Source organism: Agrobacterium sp. (assembly GCF_059499945.1).
Map to the genome: position 1 here is coordinate 150164 of NZ_JCABZP010000003.1, position 18755 is coordinate 168918.

17 protein-coding genes are annotated in these 18755 nt (G+C 59.1%); 12 read left to right on the forward strand and 5 right to left on the reverse strand.

What is annotated here, in order from left to right:
* The first annotated feature begins 25 nt into the window (after positions 1-25).
* From AC5I5B_RS02825 to AC5I5B_RS02850, 6 genes are all read left to right on the forward strand, one after another.
* The gene (locus tag AC5I5B_RS02825) at positions 26-904 is read left to right on the forward strand and encodes a MurR/RpiR family transcriptional regulator (RefSeq protein WP_026363416.1); all 879 of its coding nucleotides are present in this window, start codon (positions 26-28) and stop codon (positions 902-904) included.
* Positions 905-1194: 290 nt separating this feature from the next.
* Entirely contained in the window at positions 1195-2301 is a 1107-nt protein-coding gene (locus AC5I5B_RS02830; RefSeq protein WP_004430660.1) for an ABC transporter substrate-binding protein, read from the forward strand.
* A gap of 102 nt (positions 2302-2403) precedes the next feature.
* A complete protein-coding gene (locus AC5I5B_RS02835) occupies positions 2404-3288 on the forward strand; it encodes an ABC transporter permease (protein ID WP_004430658.1) in 885 nt (294 codons plus the stop codon).
* Positions 3285-4067 carry an ABC transporter permease gene (locus tag AC5I5B_RS02840; protein ID WP_004430656.1) on the forward strand — a complete coding sequence of 261 codons (783 nt, stop codon included), beginning with the start codon at positions 3285-3287 and terminating at the stop codon, positions 4065-4067. The genes AC5I5B_RS02835 and AC5I5B_RS02840 overlap by 4 nt, the downstream gene beginning before the upstream one ends.
* Positions 4068-4080: 13 nt before the next feature.
* Entirely contained in the window at positions 4081-5139 is a 1059-nt protein-coding gene (locus AC5I5B_RS02845) for an ABC transporter ATP-binding protein (protein WP_004430654.1), read from the forward strand.
* A gap of 95 nt (positions 5140-5234) precedes the next feature.
* Positions 5235-6278 (forward strand): zinc-dependent alcohol dehydrogenase family protein, encoded by a 1044-nt coding sequence (locus AC5I5B_RS02850; RefSeq protein WP_111834724.1) that lies wholly within the window; start codon positions 5235-5237, stop codon positions 6276-6278.
* Positions 6279-6319: 41 nt separating this feature from the next.
* Here the strand turns inward: AC5I5B_RS02850 and AC5I5B_RS02855 are convergent, their stop codons facing one another.
* Positions 6320-6958: a hypothetical protein gene (locus AC5I5B_RS02855; RefSeq protein WP_111834723.1), complete on the reverse strand. Its 639-nt coding sequence runs from the start codon at positions 6956-6958 to the stop codon at positions 6320-6322.
* A 331-nt stretch (positions 6959-7289) separates the two neighbouring features.
* Between AC5I5B_RS02855 and AC5I5B_RS02860 the strand changes: the two genes are divergently transcribed.
* The gene (locus AC5I5B_RS02860) at positions 7290-8066 is read left to right on the forward strand and encodes an AAA family ATPase (protein WP_060725257.1); all 777 of its coding nucleotides are present in this window, start codon (positions 7290-7292) and stop codon (positions 8064-8066) included.
* Positions 8067-8144: 78 nt separating this feature from the next.
* Positions 8145-9476, forward strand: a complete 1332-nt coding sequence (locus AC5I5B_RS02865; protein ID WP_111834722.1) for an MFS transporter — start codon at positions 8145-8147, stop codon at positions 9474-9476.
* Between the two features lie 70 nt (positions 9477-9546).
* Here AC5I5B_RS02865 and metH read toward each other — a convergent pair whose 3' ends face one another.
* Positions 9547-13320 (reverse strand): methionine synthase, encoded by a 3774-nt coding sequence (gene metH / locus AC5I5B_RS02870; RefSeq protein ID WP_111834721.1) that lies wholly within the window; start codon positions 13318-13320, stop codon positions 9547-9549.
* Between the two features lie 178 nt (positions 13321-13498).
* Between metH and AC5I5B_RS02875 the strand changes: the two genes are divergently transcribed.
* The gene (locus tag AC5I5B_RS02875) at positions 13499-14758 is read left to right on the forward strand and encodes an AGE family epimerase/isomerase (protein WP_004430639.1); all 1260 of its coding nucleotides are present in this window, start codon (positions 13499-13501) and stop codon (positions 14756-14758) included.
* A gap of 133 nt (positions 14759-14891) precedes the next feature.
* On the opposite strand, the gene AC5I5B_RS02880 is transcribed toward AC5I5B_RS02875, so the two are convergent.
* Positions 14892-15452 carry a dual specificity protein phosphatase family protein gene (locus AC5I5B_RS02880; protein ID WP_035212709.1) on the reverse strand — a complete coding sequence of 187 codons (561 nt, stop codon included), beginning with the start codon at positions 15450-15452 and terminating at the stop codon, positions 14892-14894.
* On the opposite strand from AC5I5B_RS02880, the gene AC5I5B_RS02885 reads away from it, so the two are divergent.
* The gene (locus tag AC5I5B_RS02885) at positions 15345-15620 is read left to right on the forward strand and encodes a hypothetical protein (protein WP_162690287.1); all 276 of its coding nucleotides are present in this window, start codon (positions 15345-15347) and stop codon (positions 15618-15620) included. The two genes, AC5I5B_RS02880 and AC5I5B_RS02885, sit on opposite strands and share 108 nt — an antisense overlap.
* A gap of 42 nt (positions 15621-15662) precedes the next feature.
* Here AC5I5B_RS02885 and AC5I5B_RS02890 read toward each other — a convergent pair whose 3' ends face one another.
* Complete coding sequence (locus AC5I5B_RS02890) at positions 15663-16115, reverse strand: hypothetical protein (RefSeq protein ID WP_080866314.1); 453 nt, start codon at positions 16113-16115, stop codon at positions 15663-15665.
* A gap of 443 nt (positions 16116-16558) precedes the next feature.
* On the opposite strand from AC5I5B_RS02890, the gene AC5I5B_RS02895 reads away from it, so the two are divergent.
* Together AC5I5B_RS02895 and AC5I5B_RS02900 are read left to right on the forward strand one after the other, a co-directional pair.
* Positions 16559-17191, forward strand: a complete 633-nt coding sequence (locus AC5I5B_RS02895; protein WP_004430633.1) for an outer membrane protein — start codon at positions 16559-16561, stop codon at positions 17189-17191.
* 211 nt (positions 17192-17402) lie between these two features.
* On the forward strand, positions 17403-17774 hold the full coding sequence (locus AC5I5B_RS02900; RefSeq protein WP_004430631.1) for a hypothetical protein: 372 nt from the start codon (positions 17403-17405) through the stop codon (positions 17772-17774).
* A gap of 264 nt (positions 17775-18038) precedes the next feature.
* Here AC5I5B_RS02900 and AC5I5B_RS02905 read toward each other — a convergent pair whose 3' ends face one another.
* Positions 18039-18719, reverse strand: a complete 681-nt coding sequence (locus tag AC5I5B_RS02905; protein WP_495752297.1) for a hypothetical protein — start codon at positions 18717-18719, stop codon at positions 18039-18041.
* Positions 18720-18755 lie beyond the last annotated feature (36 nt).

Sequence of the window (18755 nt, forward strand, 5' to 3'; positions counted from 1 at the left end):
GCAGAAGACCGGAAAGGGGAAAAATTTGCGCAGCACGACGGCGACCGTGTCGGATGTCATCCATGCCCATTACGGCGCGCTGACCCGTTCGGAAAAACGGCTGGCGGAAAGCCTGCTCGGCAACTACCCCGTCTCCGGCCTCGGCAGCATCACCACGATCGCGGAAAATGCCGGCGTTTCGACGCCAACGGTGGCGCGCATGGTGCAGAAACTCGGTTATAAGGGCTATCCGGAATTTCAGGCGCATCTGCATCAGGAACTGGAAGCAACGATCTCCGGACCCGTCGCCAAACACGACCGCTGGGCCACCAATGCGCCCGGCCTGCACATTCTCAACCGCTTCGCCGACGCCATTACCGGCAATCTGCGCGATACGCTGAGTGACCTCGACACCGCTGTCTTCGACAATGCCGCCGCGCTGCTTTCCGACCGCAAGCGCAGTATCTATTTCGTGGGTGGGCGCATCACCGGCGCGATTGCCGAATATTTCTTCACCCATATGCAGGTGATCCGCCCGAAGACGACGCTGATGTCGTCCAATTCCAGCGCCTGGCCGCAATATATGCTGAACATGAGCGCCGGCGACGTGCTCGTCATATTCGACATCCGACGCTACGAGCACGACATGACGACGCTCGCCGAGGTGGCCAAGGCCAACGGCGTGCAGATCATCCTCTTCACCGATCAATGGACATCGCCGGTGGCGCGCCATGCGCTGCACATTTTCCGCGTCAGGATCGAGGCTCCCTCGGCATGGGATTCCTCCGTTGTCACCCTGTTCGTGGTCGAAGCCCTGATCGAGGCGGTGCAGAGCGGCACCTGGGATGAAACCAAGGAACGCATGAACGCGCTGGAAGGCCTGTTTGAACAGACACGGCTGTTCCGCAGGCCGGAAAGAACATGAATTTGCATAGCCGGCATACGACTTGACGCGGATGCCGCACGCTGATTGGATACCTGTCATCGCCACCAGCACGATAAAACAGGGGAAAACACCAAGCTGGGGAACGCATCTGGTCTAACGGACGACAACGGGCAACTCCCGCAATTACAGGCATACAATCCTGATAATGGCGGAAAACGAGTGTAAAGTGGCGGAATCCGGATAAATAATTTGTAATCTGGCCGTCACATTAGCTTCATCGAGAATCCGTATCAGCGTCCGCAATATGAGAACACGAAGAGGAGAAAAAAGTGATCTCTCACTGCCGCCGACTGCTTGCTACGACCACCGCGCTGGTCATCGCCTCCACCGCGATTGCCGCCGCTGAACCGAGCGCCGAACTGATCGCCGCCGCCAAGAAGGAAGGCATGTTGACCACCGTCGCGCTGCCGCACGACTGGTGTGGTTACGGCGACGTGATTGCCGCTTTCAAGGCAAAATACCCGGAAATCACCGTCAACGAGCTGAACCCCGACGCCGGCTCCGCCGATGAAGTCGAAGCCATCAAGGCGAACAAGGACAACAAGGGCCCACAGGCTCCTGACGTCGTTGACGTCGGTCTCGCCTTCGGCCCGCAGATGAAGGCCGAAGGCCTGCTGCAGCCTTACAAGGTCTCCACCTGGGACGAAATTCCTGACAATGTGAAGGATCCGGAAGGCTACTGGTACGGCGACTATTACGGCGTCATGTCGATGTTCGTGAACAAGGACCTCGTCAAGAACACGCCGAAGGACTGGGCAGACCTGCAGAAGCCGGAATATTCCGGTCAGGTAGCGCTTGCCGGCGATCCGCGCGCCTCCAACCAGGCGATCCTCGGCGTTCTCGCCGCCGGTCTTTCCACCGGTGCGAAGTCTGGCAAGGAAGCCGGTGAAGCCGGCCTGAAGTATTTCGCCGACCTCAACAAGGCGGGCAACTTCCTTCCGGTCATCGGCAAGGCCGGCACGCTGGCCCAGGGTGCGACCCCGATCATCATCGCCTGGGACTATAACGCCCTTTCCTGGAAGAAGACGCTGAACGACAACCCGCCGACGGAAGTTGTCGTTCCTGAGAAGGGCGTTCTCGCCGGCGTGTACGTTCAGGGCATTTCCGCCTACGCACCGCATCCGAACGCTGCAAAGCTCTGGATGGAGCATCTCTACTCCGACGACGGTCAGCTTGGCTGGCTGAAGGGCTATTGCCACCCGATCCGCTTCAACGCCATGGTCAAGGCCGGCAAGGTTCCGCAGGAACTGATCGACAGCCTGCCGCCGGCAGCAGCCTATGAAAAGGCGATCTTCCCGACGCTCGAGGAAGTGGACGCCAACAAGGCTGCCGTCACAGGCGGCTGGGACAAAGTCGTCGGCGCGAACGTGAAGTAAACTGTTGAAAAAGCACCCCGGCCGATCAAAGCCGGGGTGCTTCTTTTATAATGAATACCTTAATAGACAGACCGTTTTGAAAGCGGCGTTTGGGGACAAGGCATGTCATCGACCAACACCGGCGGACCATCCGATGCGGGCAGGAAACTGCCTCTTCACTGGATAGGGATCGTACCTTTTGCCGTTTTTGTTCTGCTGTTTCTGATCCTGCCGACGATGAAGATCGTCATCGGCGCGTTTCAGCAGACGGATGGCAGCTTCACGCTGGAAAACATTGCCGGGCTTTTCACCTCATCGATCCTTGCCGCTTACTGGATTTCGATCAAGATCAGCCTTGCCTCGGCAGCGCTCGGCTGCCTGATCGGCTTTGCCGTGGCCGCAGCCGTGGTGCTGGGTGGCCTGCCGCAGCGCATCCGCGGCCCGCTTCTCACCTTTTCCGGCGTCGCTTCGCAATTTGCCGGCGTGCCGCTCGCCTTTGCCTTCATCGCCACGCTCGGTCCGGTCGGCCTGCTTACCGTTTTTCTGAAGACGCAGGTCGGCGTTGATCTCAGGCTTTTGGGCTTCAACATCCTGTCTTTCTGGGGCCTCACCGTCACCTATCTGTTCTTCCAGATACCGCTGATGATCCTCATCATCACGCCGGCACTTGATGGCCTGAAGCGCGAATGGCGCGAAGCGGCGGAAATTCTCGGTGCAACCGGCCTGCAATATTGGCGCATGGTTGCCTTCCCCATCCTTTTGCCGTCGTTGCTTGGCACCATGTCGCTGCTGTTTGCCAACGCCTTCGGCGCGGTGGCAACCGCGATCGCGCTCACCGGTTCCTCGCTCAATATCGTTCCGATCCTGCTTTTCGCGCAGATCCGTGGCGACGTTCTCGGCAATCCGCATCTCGGTTATGCGCTTGCCTTCGGCATGATCGTCGTCACAGGCATCGCCAATGCACTTTATATCTGGCTGCGCGCCCGCAGCGAAAGGTGGCTGAAATGAAGCGTTTCTTCGCCTGGGGCGCGCTGATTTTCGGCCTGCTCTATTTCGCCCTGCCGCTGATCGGCATGACCAACTTCTCGCTGAAAATGCGGCGCGGCGAATATTCCTTCGACGCCTATGCAAAGGTGCTTACCGATCCGCGTTTTCAGGAGACCTTCAGCTATTCCGTCGTGATGGCGCTGTTCACCATCGTCTTCGGCGTTCTGCTGGTCGTGCCAACGGCCTATTGGGTGCGTCTGAAACTGCCGGGCCTGCGGCCCTATATCGAATTCATTACTCTTCTGCCGCTGGTCATTCCTGCCATCGTCATCGTGTTCGGTTACATCAGGCTTTACAACACCTCCAGCTGGCTGCCGCTGACCGGCACGACCTTCGGCACAAACCTTCTTCTGATGTTCGGATATGCCACGCTCGCCCTGCCCTACATGTACCGCGCCGTCGACACCGGTCTCAGGACCATCGACGTCTCGACGCTGACGGAAGCAGCGCAAAGCCTTGGCGCGGGGTGGACGACCATCCTGTCGCGCATCATCCTGCCCAATGTTCTGGTCGCGGTGCTCTCGGGCGCGTTTTTGACCTTCGCCATCGTCATCGGTGAATTCACCATGGCGGCCCTTTTGAACCGCCCGGCCTTCGGCCCCTATATGCAGCTGCTCGGCGCCAACCGCGCCTATGAACCCGCGGCCCTTGCCGTGATTTCCTTCGGCATCACCTGGGGTTGCCTGGGTCTGATCCAACTCGTTTCACGCTACCAGAAGGGCGCGCCTCCCAAGGCCTGAGGACAAGATTTTCATGAGCTTTTTGACACTTAGCAATATCAAGAAATCCTTCGGCTCCGTGCAGGTCGTGCATGATTTCAACATGGCCATCGAAAAGGGCGAGTTCGTCTCCTTTCTTGGACCATCGGGCTGCGGCAAGACCACCGTGCTGCGCATGATCGCCGGTTTTGAAATCCCGACTGGCGGATCGATCGTCATCAATGGCAAGGACCAGACGACGCTGAGACCAAACCAGCGCAATATCGGCATGGTGTTTCAGGCCTATGCGCTGTTCCCGAACATGAATGTCTACGAGAACGTCGCCTTCGGGCTCAAAGTCGCCGGCAAGCCGAAAGCCGAGATCGATGCGCGCGTAAAGGAAATGCTCCAGCTTATCCATCTGGAACATCTGGCGGACCGCTACCCCTATCAGATGTCGGGCGGCCAGCAGCAGCGCGTGGCGCTTGCCCGCGCTCTGGCCCCGAAGCCGGAAGTTCTTCTGCTCGACGAGCCGCTTTCGGCGCTCGACGCCAAGATTCGCGTCTCACTGCGTGAGGAAATCCGCCAGATTCAGCAGAAACTCGGCATCACCACCATTTTCGTGACCCACGATCAGGAAGAGGCCCTGTCGATTTCTGACCGTATCGTCGTCATGAATGGCGGCCGCGCCGACCAGATCGGCACGCCCTTCGATATTTACAACAAGCCCGCGACCCGCTTCGTCGCCTCCTTCGTCGGTACGCTCAACCTCATCGACGCGACCATCGTGGATTCCTCCTCCAACACCATCCGTGTCGGAGAGCAGCAGATCACCCTCCACAAGCCGGTCGATGCGGCGAACGGCGAAAAAATTACTCTTGCCCTGCGACCGGAAGCGGGCTCGCTCGGCAGTGATGCGAAAGGCGATGTCGCCATTTCCGGCACGGTCACCTCCAGCCAGTTCCTCGGCTCCGTCATCCGCACCCGCCTCGATCTTGGCGGCTCGACCCTGTCTTTCGACATGTTCAACGATCCCGGCACAGCGCCCCCCGCCGTCGGTGAGCCGGTGACGCTGAAATTCGCGGCCGGCGACCTGATGGTCATCAAGGACTGAACCACCTTTCCGGATGCAAAACCGCTCCGCCCCCTTGCTGGAAATGGTAGAGCAGGTATCACTTCGAACCTGCATACCAACGATGTGAGGCCATGATGCGCGCGCTTTATTACGAACGATTCGGCGAAACCCCGGTAGTCGCATCCCTGCCCGATCCGGAACCGACCGATGGCGGCGTCGTCATCGCGGTGAAAGCGACGGGCCTGTGCCGGAGCGACTGGCACGGCTGGATGGGGCATGACCCGGATATTCGCCTGCCGCACGTTCCCGGTCATGAATTTGCCGGCGTCATCGCCGCAGTCGGCAGACACGTCACCCGCTTCAAGACCGGCGACCGCGTTACCGTTCCTTTCGTGTCCGGCTGCGGCCATTGCCATGAATGCCGTTCCGGCAACCAGCAGGTCTGCGAAGCACAGTTCCAGCCCGGCTTCACCCATTGGGGTTCCTTCGCCGAATATGTCGCCATCGACTATGCCGACCAGAACCTCGTGCATCTGCCTCAATCGATGAGCTACGCCACCGCCGCTGGTCTTGGCTGCCGTTTCGCCACCTCCTTTCGTGCCGTGACCGATCAGGGACGCCTGAAGGGCGGCGAATGGCTGGCGGTTCATGGCTGCGGCGGCGTCGGCCTCTCCGCCATCATGATCGGCGCTGGTCTTGGCGCGCAGGTCGTCGCCATCGACATCGCCGAAGACAAGCTTGAGATGGCTCGGCAGCTCGGCGCGACCGCGACAATCAACAGCCGCACGGTTGCCGATGTTGCCGAAGCCGTGCGCGAGGTGACAGGCGGCGGTGCGCATGTCTCGGTCGATGCCCTTGGCCACCCGCAGACCTGCTGCAACTCCATCAGCAACCTGCGCCGGCGTGGACGTCATGTACAGGTGGGCCTCATGCTCGCCGACCATGCCATGCCCGCCATTCCCATGGCCCGGGTGATCGCCCATGAGCTGGAAATCTACGGCAGCCACGGCATGCAGGCGTGGCGTTACGAGGATATGCTGGCCATGATCGAAAACGGCAAGCTCGCGCCGGAAAAACTGATCGGCCGGCACATTACGCTTTCCGAGGCCGCAACCGCCATCCCCGCCATGGACAGCTTCAGGGAAAGCGGCATCAGCATCATAGACCGGTTCGAATAGTCCGGGTCCTGCGGCAGTTCGCGGTCGGAGCCGGGTCAGGCTCAGGCGTTCCTGCGCCCGAAAGCCCGGACAGGAGCGCTGGCCCGGGAAGGCGCCTGCCCTGAAGAAGGTGCAGGCACACGTGCGCCGGGATTCGCCTCGCTGTCGCTCCATTGGCGGTTCAACAGTTGTTTCTTGCGAATTTCCAGCGGGTCGGACACGGCGTCCGCCGAGCCACTGTCAGTGACGGCTGGTGTCGTCAGTGACCGCGCAAACCACCGTATGATCTGTAGCCCCTTGTGGATGAACACAAAAAAGCCGACCACGAGCACGGCGATGAAAATCACGAAGCCCCAGCGGCTGTTCTGCTCGTCACGGGCTGCCCGTTCCATGCGGTGTTTGGTCGTTGGATCAAAACCAAGCGTCGCCTTCAGGCTCGTAATATCCGCATGGCTGAGCTTGGTATAACGGTCGCCGTTATACAGAACATAGCCGCTAGTGCTACCATTCAGATAACCGAGATCGAGGGCATTCCCGTCCCGAAGGAAAGCTGGAGTGTTCGGCAGATCATAGACGAGATCGATCGTCTCACCGCCGCCAAATCCGGGTATGGCAAATAATCGAACCTTCCGCGCCTCTGCCCCACTCGCGAATATCGCGGAAAAAAGGGTCACGGCGGAAAATAGTGCAATGTAATTCATCCATTCCCCACAACAGCAATGAGAATGCATGACGATTGACATCACTGTATTAATACGGAGTATATATCTGGTTTAGTCTTTTAATTACACAATAGTTATTATATCCAATCGTATATATGAAATCATACTATATTACAAGTTATGAATTATTATTTTATAATACACTAAGAAATATAGCCCTGCAAAGCCGAATTGAGACCGAACAGTCCGGCGCCATTGGCGCAGGCCGCAGACCACGTTAAACTGCAGTCCTACTGACACACCTCGGGTCTCCAAGACGCGCCGAGGCTCACCACCTCCGCACAGGATGGATATTGGCAAGGACTGCGACATGCTGTTTCTCGACAGCGTAACCATGAAGGAAAGCACGGGCGGGAGGGATGATTACCCTTTCTCGGTTCCGGCGCTGCGCCATCTGGAACGCCTCGAATTCAAGACGCCAATCACCTTTTTTGCCGGCAATAACGGCTCCGGCAAATCGACGCTGCTGGAGGGGCTGGCGGCGGGGATGACGGCTTATGCCATCGGCAATCACGGCCAGGTGGCCGGCGACCTCTATCTCCAGCATGCCGAGACCGTGGCGAAGTCTTTCTATTTCGCCCGTAAGAAATATCCGAAGATTCGCATGTTCCTGCGCGCGGAAGATGTCCTCGGTTATGTCCGTCGCCAGAATGAGGAGGCGCTGGACGATTTTCGCTGGGAGCGGGAGAAGGCTCTGAAAAAAGGCGAAGACTTTCCCGAGGAAACTCCGGAGACGTTTCGCGGGATCATCAGGAACAATGCCATAGACCGGCGGTCGCATGGCGAGGGTTTTCTCGACATTCTGCACCGGCGGGTCCATGGCGCCGGCCTCTATTTTCTCGACGAACCGGAAAGCCCGCTTTCGCCGCAAAAACAGCTCGAACTGGCGGCCCTCATCCGTGACGCCGCCGATAGTGGCGGCCAGTTGATCATCGCCACCCATTCACCGGTGCTCTTGGCCATTCCCGAGGCGACGATTTATTGTTTCGATGAGGATGGCGTCACCGAGCGCCTCTATGACGAGCTGGAGAACATCAGCTTCCTGCGACGCTTCCTCGACCGTCCCTCGAAATACCTGAGCGATTGAACATCGATAAGGCTTGAAATCGCGCTGCGCTTGCCGCATGCCCATAAGTAATACGTAATTTAGAAAAGAAGCAGCTTCATGTCTCCCACCACCACACCGGCAGCAGCCCGGCCACTCAACAGCCAGGATTACAAAACTCTCGGTCTTTCGGCCCTGGGCGGTGCGCTCGAATTTTACGACTTCATCATTTTCGTATTTTTCGCGACTGTCATCGGCCATCTGTTTTTCCCGCCGGAAATGCCCGACTGGCTGGTGATGATCCAGACCTTCGGCATCTTCGCCGCCGGTTATCTGGTGCGGCCGCTGGGCGGCATCGTTCTCGCGCATTATGGCGACCGTTATGGCCGCAAGCGCGTCTTTGCCTTCTCGATCCTGCTGATGGCCCTCTCCACGCTGGGCATGGCGCTGATGCCGACCTACGCCACCATCGGCGTCGCCGCCCCCATCCTGCTCATCATCCTGCGCATGCTGCAGGGTGCTGCCATCGGCGGTGAAGTACCGGGGGCCTGGACCTTCGTTGCCGAACACGTGCCGTTCCGCCGCGTCGGGCTTGCCTGCGGTTTTCTCACATCCGGCCTCTCTTTCGGCATCATGCTGGGCTCGCTAATCGCTTTCGCCATCAACTCGCTCTTCACACAGGAAGACGTGGCCGGTTACGCCTGGCGCATTCCCTTCCTGCTCGGCGGCATTTTCGGCCTCATCGCTGTTTATCTGCGCCGCTGGCTGGAAGAAACGCCGATCTTCATGGAGATGAAGAAGTCAAAATCGCTGACGGACAAGCTGCCGCTCGGGCTGGTACTGAAGCACCATATGCGTGGCGTAATCATCTCCGCTCTGCTGACATGGGTTCTGTCGGCCGCCATCGTCGTCACGACGCTGATGACCGCCACCTTCCTGCAGAAGCTCTATGGCTACACCCCGACGCAGGCGCTCGCCGGCACCAGCTTCGGCACGCTGTTCCTGATCTTCGGCGTCATCATCGCCGGCGCCCTGATCGACCGTATCGGCTCCGGCCTCTTCTTCATGGGCGCGAGCATCTTTTTCGGCATCGCCACCTTCACCTTCTACAGCTACGCCGGCACCTCGCTTCAGACCATGTTCGTGCTTTATGGCGTGATGGGCCTCTCTGTCGGCATGGCGGGTGCGGTGCCCTATGTCATGGTCCGCGCCTTCCCGGCATCGGTCCGTTTCTCCGGCCTATCCTTCGCCTACAACGTCTCCTATGCCGTCTTTGGCGGGTTGACGCCGATCGGCGTGACGACGGCGCTTGCGATCAATCCGATGGCCCATGCCTGGTATCTGGTCTTCATCGCCATCCTCGCCTTCGCGATCGGCCTCTACCTCTATCTGCGCGGCAGCGAGATCGAGAGCCATGTCGGCATCGAGGAACTGGCGGCGTTAAGGTCGTAAGTTCAACAGTTAACAAAAAAAGCGCGGGCAAAACCCGCGCTTTTTTATTTCAACGACGATGAGTGAAACCTCACGCAGCGCTGTCGATTTCCTCGGCAGCATTCGTCGGCACGTAGTTGAGAACAGGCCCGAGCCAGCGCTCCACCTCTTCCACCGGCATATCCTTGCGGCGTGCATAATCCAGCACCTGGTCGCGCTCCACCTTGGCGACACCGAAATAATAGCTCTCGGGGTGGCCGATATAGAGGCCTGACACCGACGAGCCGGGCCACATGGCATAGCTCTCCGTCAGTTCCACGCCCGCCGCATTGGTGGCGTCGAGCAGGGCAAACAGCGTCTTCTTTTCGGTGTGATCGGGCTGGGCCGGATAGCCGGGCGCGGGGCGGATACCGGCATAGGCCTCGCCGATCAGCTCGTCGCCGGCAAACGCTTCGTCCGGCGCATAACCCCAGAACTCCTTGCGCACGCGCTCATGCATGCGTTCAGCAAAAGCTTCCGCAAAGCGGTCGGCCAGCGCCTTGACGAGGATGGACGAATAATCGTCATTCGCCCGCTCGAAACGCTCGGCAATCGCCACTTCCTCGATACCCGCCGTCACCACGAAACCACCGACATAATCGGCAACGCCGCTATCGACAGGCGCCACGAAGTCGGACAGCGCCACATTGGGACGACCGTCGCGCTTGGAAAGCTGCTGGCGCAGCGTGAAGAAGGTCGCAAGCTCTTCCTTGCGGCTCTCATCCGTGAACAGCCTGATATCGTCGCCCACCGCATTGGCGGGCCAGAACCCGATTACCGCGCGTGGCCGGAACCAGTTCTCCTCGATGATCTTCTTCAGCATGGCCTGCGCATCGCTATAAAGCTGACGCGCCGCTTCACCCTGCTTTTCATCCTCGAGGATCGCCGGGAAACGGCCCTTCAACTCCCAGGTCTGGAAGAACGGCGTCCAGTCGATGTAACGGGAAAGCTCCTCAAGATCGTAGGTTTCGAACACCTTGGTGCCGAAGAACTGCGGCTTGACGGCGCTATAGCTCGACCAGTCGATCTTGTGCGCATTCTCCCGGGCACGGGAAAGCGGCAGGCGCAGCTTTTCGCGCTCGTTGCGGGCATGGGCCTCCGCCACCTTGGCATATTCGCTGCGAATGCCATCGATATAAGCGGGCTTCTGCTCGGCGGAGAGAAGTGCCGACACGACGCCGACCGCGCGCGAAGCATCGGTGACGTAGATCGCCTGACCCTGCTCGTAGCGCGGATGAATTTTCACGGCCGTATGCACGCGGCTCGTCGTTGCGCCGCCGATCAGAAGCGGAATGTCGAAACCCTGCCGCTCCATTTCAGCCGCCACATGCACCATCTCATCCAGCGATGGCGTGATGAGGCCCGAAAGGCCGATCACGTCAACCTTTTCGGCAATAGCCGTTTCAAGGATTTTCGTCGTCGGCACCATCACGCCAAGATCGATGATCTCGTAATTGTTGCAGGCGAGGACGACGCCGACGATGTTCTTGCCGATATCGTGCACGTCGCCCTTCACGGTTGCCATCAGCACCTTGCCGGCAGCACTACGCTCAGACCCGCCATTGAGGCGTTTTTCCTCTTCCATGTAAGGAAGCAGCACGGCCACGGCCTGTTTCATCACGCGGGCGGATTTCACCACCTGCGGCAGGAACATCTTGCCCGAACCGAAGAGGTCGCCGACCACATTCATGCCGGCCATCAGCGGCCCTTCGATGACGTGCAGCGGACGCTCCGCCTTCTGGCGCGCCTCTTCCGTATCGGTCTCGATGAAATCGGTGATACCGTTGACCAGCGCATGTTCCAGACGCTTCTCGACGGGAAGTTCGCGCCAGGAGAGGTCCTGCACCTTGGTGTCCTTGGCGCCTGTGCCGCGGAAACGCTCAGCCACCTCGAGCAGACGCTCCGTCGCGTCGTCGCGGCGGTTCAGCACCACGTCCTCGCAGGCCTCGCGCAGTTCCGCATCGATATTGTCGTAAACCGCAAGCTGCCCGGCATTGACGATGCCCATATCCATGCCAACCTGAATGGCGTGGTAGAGGAACACGGCATGCATCGCCTCACGCACCGGCTCGTTGCCGCGGAAGGAGAAGGACAGGTTGGAAACACCGCCGGAAATATGCGTGAGCGGCATGGTTTCGCGGATGGTCTTGGTGGCCTCGATGAAATCAACGCCGTAATTATTGTGCTCTTCGATACCCGTCGCCACCGCAAAAACGTTCGGATCGAAGATGATGTCTTCCGGTGACAGGCCGGCCTTTTCGGTCAGCAGCTTATAGGCGCGCGAGCAGATTTCCACCTTGCGCTGATAGGTGTCGGCCTGCCCGACCTCGTCAAAGGCCATGACGACGACCGCCGCACCGTAATTGTGAACGAGCCGCGCCTGCTGGAGAAACTTCTCCTCGCCTTCCTTCAGCGAAATCGAGTTGACGATGGGCTTGCCCTGAACGCATTTCAGGCCGGCTTCGATGATCTCGAACTTCGAGCTATCGATCATGACAGGCACGCGGGCGATGTCAGGCTCGGCGGCGATGAGGTTCAAAAACTCCACCATCGCCTTTTCGGAATCGATCAGGCCTTCATCCATGTTGATGTCGATGATCTGCGCACCGTTCTCCACCTGGTCACGGGCAACGGCGAGAGCCGCCGTGTAGTCGCCAGCGGTGATGAGCTTACGGAACTTGGCCGAGCCGGTGACGTTGGTGCGTTCGCCGACATTGACGAAGGGAATGTCCTTGGTCAGCACGAAGGGCTCAAGGCCGGAAAGCGACATGAAGGGCTTGTGCTCGGGAATCGGGCGCGGCTTGTAATCCTTGACCGCTTCGGCAATCGCCCGGATATGCTCGGGCGTCGAACCGCAGCAGCCGCCGACGATGTTGACGAGACCGTCGCGCACGAAGCCTTCCACCTGCCGCGCCATCATCTCAGGCGTTTCGTCATACTGACCGAATTCGTTCGGCAGGCCGGCATTGGGATAGGCGCAGACGAAGGTATCGGCGACGTCAGACAGTTCCTGCAGATGCGGACGCATCGCATCCGCACCAAGCGCACAGTTCAGGCCGATGGTGAAGGGGTTGGCGTGACGCACCGAATTCCAGAACGCCGAAGGCGTCTGACCGGAAAGCGTGCGGCCGGAGAGGTCGGTAATCGTGCCTGAGATCATCACCGGCAGGCGGATGCCCTTGGCCTCGAAACGCTCCTCGCAGGCGAATATCGCCGCCTTGGCGTTCAGCGTATCGAAAATCGTCTCGATGAGGATGATATCGGCACCGCCGTCGATCAGGCCGTCGATCTGCTCGCCATAGGCAATGCGCAGATCGTCGAAGGTGACGGCGCGGTAACCGGGATTGTTCACGTCAGGCGAAATAGAGGCCGTGCGGTTGGTCGGGCCGATGGCGCCGGCCACGAAACGGCGGCGGCCGTCTTCCCGCTCGGCGCGCTGGGCGGCGCGGCGGACAATCTGCGCCCCTTCGCGGTTGAGATCGTAGACCGCATTTTCCATCTCGTAATCGGCCTGCGCGATGCGTGTGGACGAAAACGTGTTGGTCTCGAGAATATCCGCACCCGCCATGGCGTAGCGGTAGTGAATTTCTTCGATGGCGTCGGGCTGGGTCAGGATCAGAAGGTCGTTATTGCCCTTCTGGTGACAGGCGCAGCCGATGAAACGGTCGCCGCGAAAATGGTCTTCGTCAAAACCCAGACCCTGGATCTGCGTGCCCATGGCACCGTCGAGAATGAGGATGCGTTCGCTGGCAGCCTCGCGCAGCGCCTTGAAAATTTCCGCGCCGTCGCGCTTTGCCCCTTCAGGGCCAAACAGATCGTCAAACACGGGCACACTCCTCATTTCGATTTGCAAGATCGCAAGTCGTCAAGTCACATAAAGATATGTTTATGTCAATATATCTTCAAGGGACAGGCATGGCTTTGCGTCGTTGCGTCACGTTACGAAATATCGCTGACAGATGACAGGTTTATACGGCAAGGATATAAGCCGAAGCAGCAAACGCATGGAGGACGCAATGCCCGAAGACGATCACAACAGCCGCAACTGGAATACCCTGCCCTGGCACCGCCAGTGGCTGGTGAAACAGGCCGAGGGACTTTTCGACTTCTTCCAGTATCGCGCCCTCAATCCCGCCGGCGGTTTCTTCGATCTCGACGCCAAGGGCGCGCCGCTGCAGGCAAACGATCCCGTGCGCGGCATCCATGCCTCTGCGCGCATGGTGCATTGCTTCTCCATCGGCCACCTGCTTGGCCGGCCGGGCTGCGGCGATATCGTCGATCACGGCATGACCTATCTCTGGAACAAGCACCGCGATGGCGAACATGGTGGTTATTTCTGGCAGGTGAACGATGCCGGCCCAGTGGACGCCACCAAGCAGGGTTATGGCCACGCCTTCGTGCTTCTGGCCGCCTCTTCCGCCAAGACCGTCGGCCACCCGCTGGCCGACCCGATGTTGGCTGATATTACCGAAGTGCTGGAAAGTCGTTTCTGGGAAGAAAAACATGGCGCCATCGCCGAGGAATTCAATCGCGACTGGTCGCCCATCGACAATTATCGCGGCCAGAACTCCAATATGCACCTCACCGAAGCGCTGATGGCCGCCTATGAGGTGACCGGCGACAATAACTATCTCAGCAAGGCCGAACGCATCGCCGATCTCGTCATCCGTCGCCGCGCCGGCGAGCTGGATTTCCGCGTGCCCGAGCATTTCGACGACAACTGGACGCTGGACAAGGACTATCGCGGCAACGAAATGTTCCGCCCCTCCGGCTCCACCCCCGGCCACTGGCTGGAATGGGCGCGTCTCATCCTGCAATTGTGGATACTGGGCGAACGCCGCCACGACTGGATGCCGGTCGCGGCCAAATCCCTCTTCGTGCAGTCCATGGCGCTGGGCTGGGACCGGGAAAAGGGCGGCTTCTTTTATACGCTGGACTGGAATGACAATCCCGACAAGCGGGCAAAGCTCTGGTGGCCCATGTCCGAGGCGGCGGGTGCGGCCCATTTCCTCAACGAGAACCTGCCGGCGGATGGCTTCTACGAAGACAGCTATCGTCGCATCTGGAGCACCATCGCCAACAACTTCATCGACCATGCCAATGGCGGCTGGCATGAAGAACTGACGGAAGATCTGGTTCCCGCCCACACGCTATTCCCAGGCAAGGGCGATATCTATCATGCGCTCCAGGCCTGCCTCATCCCGCTTTTCCCGGCGACGGGCAGCCTGACGAAGGTGATCAAGGAAAGCGGCGGGGATTATTAAGGCGCTCTGCGGCCAATAGCCCCTCTGCCGTCATGCTCGGGCTTGTCCCGAGCATCTGCGGCCTATGTATCGGACGCAAAGTGGCTGGATCCTCGGCACAGGGCCGAGGATGACGTCGAGCATAAAGCAACCCTCAAAACCCGATGGTTTCCTCGAAATCATCCCAGGACTGGTACATTTCATAGCGCCCGATTCCGGGGATCGGCACATGCCCGTAATAGGGCGAAAGCTGAAACTCGGCTGCCGCTTCGCCCTTGCCAGCCACAGCAGCCACATAGATGGCGGAGGCAAGCCCGGTGCGGTTGGCGCCATGTTCACAGTGGATGAGAACAGGCTTTTCCGCATTGCGCAGCACGGCCGCCAGCGTTTCCGAATCCTCCACCGAGACCTTTTCGCTTGAACTCAGCGGATAATCGACAAGCCGGATGCCATTGTTTTTCGCCGCGCGGCTTTCGGCTTCATACCAGCCTTCACGCTTTTCATCGCGCAGGTTGATGATCGTCTTGATGCCATAGGCCTTGGCATAGGCCGCGATGTCCTTGCCGCTCGGCTGGGCCGAACGATAGAGTTCGCCGGGAATGACTTCATGGAAATTTCCGGTCAGCTGGCCGATGCCCATATGCGCACCCGCCAGAACCGGCAGGGCGACAAGGCCAATGGCCGTTATTTTCAGAAACTTCAAAACAATACGCAAAACATCAACCCGCGACATCAATCGAATGAAGGGGGAAGTGGCATCGCAAATGGACGAAAACAAGTCAGCGACCATCCCGACCCGTTCCGGCGCGGACGATGGAAGTTGACCTTTCCGCCCGAAGCAACTGTGATGCAAGGGTTTTACGACGGCCGCTCACCGGAGTGAAAATTCTCAAAATACCGTGATCGCCGGAAGCAGTCGAACCGTTCAGTCGAATTCTGCGGATATGACGGTAACGCGCCATTCCAGACGTTGCGGCTCTACCCTTTCATTGTTGCGCAGCCTGAAGGAACGGCAGGCCGCGAACGTCTCCCCGGCCTCGATCCGTCTTTCGCTCACCTGATAGGGATCGAAGGTGACCGAGGCGCGGAAGGCCGGTTCGAACCCTTCGAGCGTATAGGTCAGCCGCTGCACCGCGACATTATTGTCGTTGCGGAAGCTGAGGCGGATTGGCAATGCCGCATCCGGGCAGGCCGCGTCGAAGCCGGCGGTCGCGACGATATGGTCAAGCCGCTGGTTGCCGCGCCGCCAGTCATAAATCACAAAGGCGGCGGTGGTCGTCCAGATCAGCAACAGGCAGATGACAACGGATTTGAGATGCCGCGGAAACGCAATGAGGGTGAGGAGAAGAATGGCGCTGAGAACGGCTCCGACAATCACGTCGTCCCTCCTCCGCTAAAATAAAGCCTCATGTGAACTCATCCTCCCATGCCCTTTCCGCCCGCAACGATCCCCCTCACCGGGAGGTCGCGACGGTGTACTCTCAGCCGCAGCTTATGCCGCTTCTGGCGCAGCGCAAAGCACCGGCCCGCCGTGGTCAACCACAACTCTATGGTCGCGTCCCCCGCTGTCAAGACAACCAAGCGTGACACCCGCCCACCACTTTTCCGGACCTTTGACGAAACACCAAAGGGAACCAAACGCGGCTGAAGGCGTTCGCAGCATCAGAACAGCATGGCGGGGCGATAAAACGCCGCGAACCGGGGCAAAGGCGGCAGCAAGGCCGGGAGGACACGAGCGCCTCTTGGAACCGCCGAACCCCGCCCCATATTAAAAGCAGCTAATCTATGCTATGGATGTCAGTCAGCTCAGGGAGAAAACCGATGAAAACGCTGATCGTAACGTCACTCCTGGCCCTGTCGGCCAGCACCGCAATGGCCGCGGATGCCGTCTACGAAACGCCCGCACCTCCGGTCGCGCAGGAAACCCTGCCGGTCTTCACCTGGTCTGGCCCCTATCTTGGTATTCAAGGCGGCGCGGGCTGGGCAAATGGCGATTTTTCGGCCGGCGGCCCGGTCGCCTCGGATAATTTCGATGGCGGCATTCTCGGCGCCTTCGTTGGTTACAATTACCAGTTCGACAATAATCTGGTGCTCGGCATCGAAGGTGATGTCGATTATAACTGGAACGACAATGACTATGCCGGCGTGCAGATCGGTACCGACTGGCAGGGTTCCGTTCGCGGCCGCGTCGGCTATGCCTTCGACCACGCCCTGCTCTATGCCACCGCTGGCTGGACCGCGACACGCGGCTTCATCGAAACGCCCGGAGCCGGCAAGGACAGCACCACGTTCAACGGCTATACCGTCGGCGCGGGTCTGGACTATGCCTTCACCGACAACGTGTTCGGCAGGCTGGAATATCGATACAACGACTATAGCGACAAGGACATCTTCGGTATCAACACCGATGTCGACCAGCACACTGTGAAAGTGGGTCTCGGCGTGAAGTTCTGATCGCGACCGAAGGATTTCGACAAGAAGCCCGGCCGTCCGCCGGGCTTTTTTATTGCGGAAAGCGTGCATCTTCCGCGATCCTGCAGTCGGAAATCAGGAAAATATGAACCGCTTGAAAATGAGATATTCACAGGCCGTTCACCCGTCCCGTGCCATCATCCGGGCATAATGAGCCTCTATCTCCCGAAGCAGGCTTATGGAGTAGCCCCCGATGAAAAAGATAATTCTTTCCACTATTGCCGCGCTGGTCGCCACCGGCAGCATTTTTGCATCCTATGGCACCGCTGCCGCGCAGGACTATCCCTATCGCCCGCGCTACGACCGGGGTTATGACCGTGGCGGCCCACCTCCGCCGCCCTACCGCGAACATCGCCGCCACAATGATGGCGCAGCGATTGCCGGCGGCCTCGCCGCAGGCGTCATCGGCGGCCTGATCGGCGGCGCCATCGCCAACGGCAACGGCGGCCCCCGCTACTACGAACCGCCACCGCCGCCCCCGCCGCGCTGCTGGTTCGAAGACCGCCGCGTTCCCAATTCTTATGACGGCGGCTGGCATACGGAGAGTATGCGGGTTTGTAACTGACCCGATAGCTGAAAACTCAATCTAGATGATCCGATCAGCCTAACCGGCTGGTCGGATTTTTGTTGGATGGAACAAAAAATCCAGAAGAGGGCGATGATCGATAAAATAGGGATCCGCTGCCTGGAATCTCGCTATTTTGTCTAAAATATGAGAAAAATGGTGGGCCCGGAGGGAACCTAATTTCGTTTGAAAACAATTGGTTACAATTGCAGAACCACAAAATTATACCACGTTCTCAGTTGATGTATTGAGACGTATCGGGACCTAAAGCCTCTCAGTGAACGATTTTACTTCTCGCCAGTTTTCGAGGTTGTCGTCGAGAATGAGCGCGCCGTTCTCCAGTTTTCCGACTTCGAGACCTCGGGCCCAGTCGATCTCCAGCACCTTCACACCAAAACCGGGCGTAGGCTCGCGGGCTACCGCCAGAATGATGTTCTCCGCCGCAGAGACCGGGACTTTGAATTGCCCCTGAACAAGTGTCGTGATGGTAATATCGTATTTCGCCCCGCGGATGATCGCGTGCATGTCTATCGACTTATCACGTGCCTCCCGGTCGTTGGGGCCGGGAAACGCAGCTTGACCACCGTCCATCTGAACGAAGCCGGCGATAACGTTCGTAGCGCCCTGCTCGGCCATTACGTTCGCGCGCTGCTGAGCACCCGTGAGCTTCGCAGGTGTTCCGGCCGCAAGCCAGCCCGCATCAACCTTGAGAATTTCGGCCAGTGGGATGAGCAATTTCGCTCGCGGCACCGTCATGCCGGCGAACCACTTCCGGATGGTCTCCATGGAAACCTTGTGTCCGCGCTGCTCGAACTGCTCTGAGAACCAGCGGAGGCGACCTTCGTTGGGTGCCGGAACCTGGTAATTGCTGTCAGCAGCCTGTACCATTCGACGGGCAAACTCAGGATGCACCTGTTTGTCAGGTGTCCGGAAGGGAACGCTCACAGTGAATCCTTTCAAAACGGAATATCAAGACGTCAA

Coding starts and splice junctions, on each gene's coding strand:
- AC5I5B_RS02885 (WP_162690287.1), top strand. CDS start 15,345: ATGGAAATTTCCGGTCAGCTGGCCGATGCCCATATGCGCACCCGCCAG.
- AC5I5B_RS02855 (WP_111834723.1), bottom strand. CDS start 6,958: ATGAATTACATTGCACTATTTTCCGCCGTGACCCTTTTTTCCGCGATA.
- AC5I5B_RS02860 (WP_060725257.1), top strand. CDS start 7,290: ATGCTGTTTCTCGACAGCGTAACCATGAAGGAAAGCACGGGCGGGAGG.
- AC5I5B_RS02875 (WP_004430639.1), top strand. CDS start 13,499: ATGGAGGACGCAATGCCCGAAGACGATCACAACAGCCGCAACTGGAAT.
- AC5I5B_RS02895 (WP_004430633.1), top strand. CDS start 16,559: ATGAAAACGCTGATCGTAACGTCACTCCTGGCCCTGTCGGCCAGCACC.
- AC5I5B_RS02835 (WP_004430658.1), top strand. CDS start 2,404: ATGTCATCGACCAACACCGGCGGACCATCCGATGCGGGCAGGAAACTG.
- AC5I5B_RS02840 (WP_004430656.1), top strand. CDS start 3,285: ATGAAGCGTTTCTTCGCCTGGGGCGCGCTGATTTTCGGCCTGCTCTAT.
- AC5I5B_RS02865 (WP_111834722.1), top strand. CDS start 8,145: ATGTCTCCCACCACCACACCGGCAGCAGCCCGGCCACTCAACAGCCAG.
- AC5I5B_RS02850 (WP_111834724.1), top strand. CDS start 5,235: ATGCGCGCGCTTTATTACGAACGATTCGGCGAAACCCCGGTAGTCGCA.
- AC5I5B_RS02845 (WP_004430654.1), top strand. CDS start 4,081: ATGAGCTTTTTGACACTTAGCAATATCAAGAAATCCTTCGGCTCCGTG.
- AC5I5B_RS02900 (WP_004430631.1), top strand. CDS start 17,403: ATGAAAAAGATAATTCTTTCCACTATTGCCGCGCTGGTCGCCACCGGC.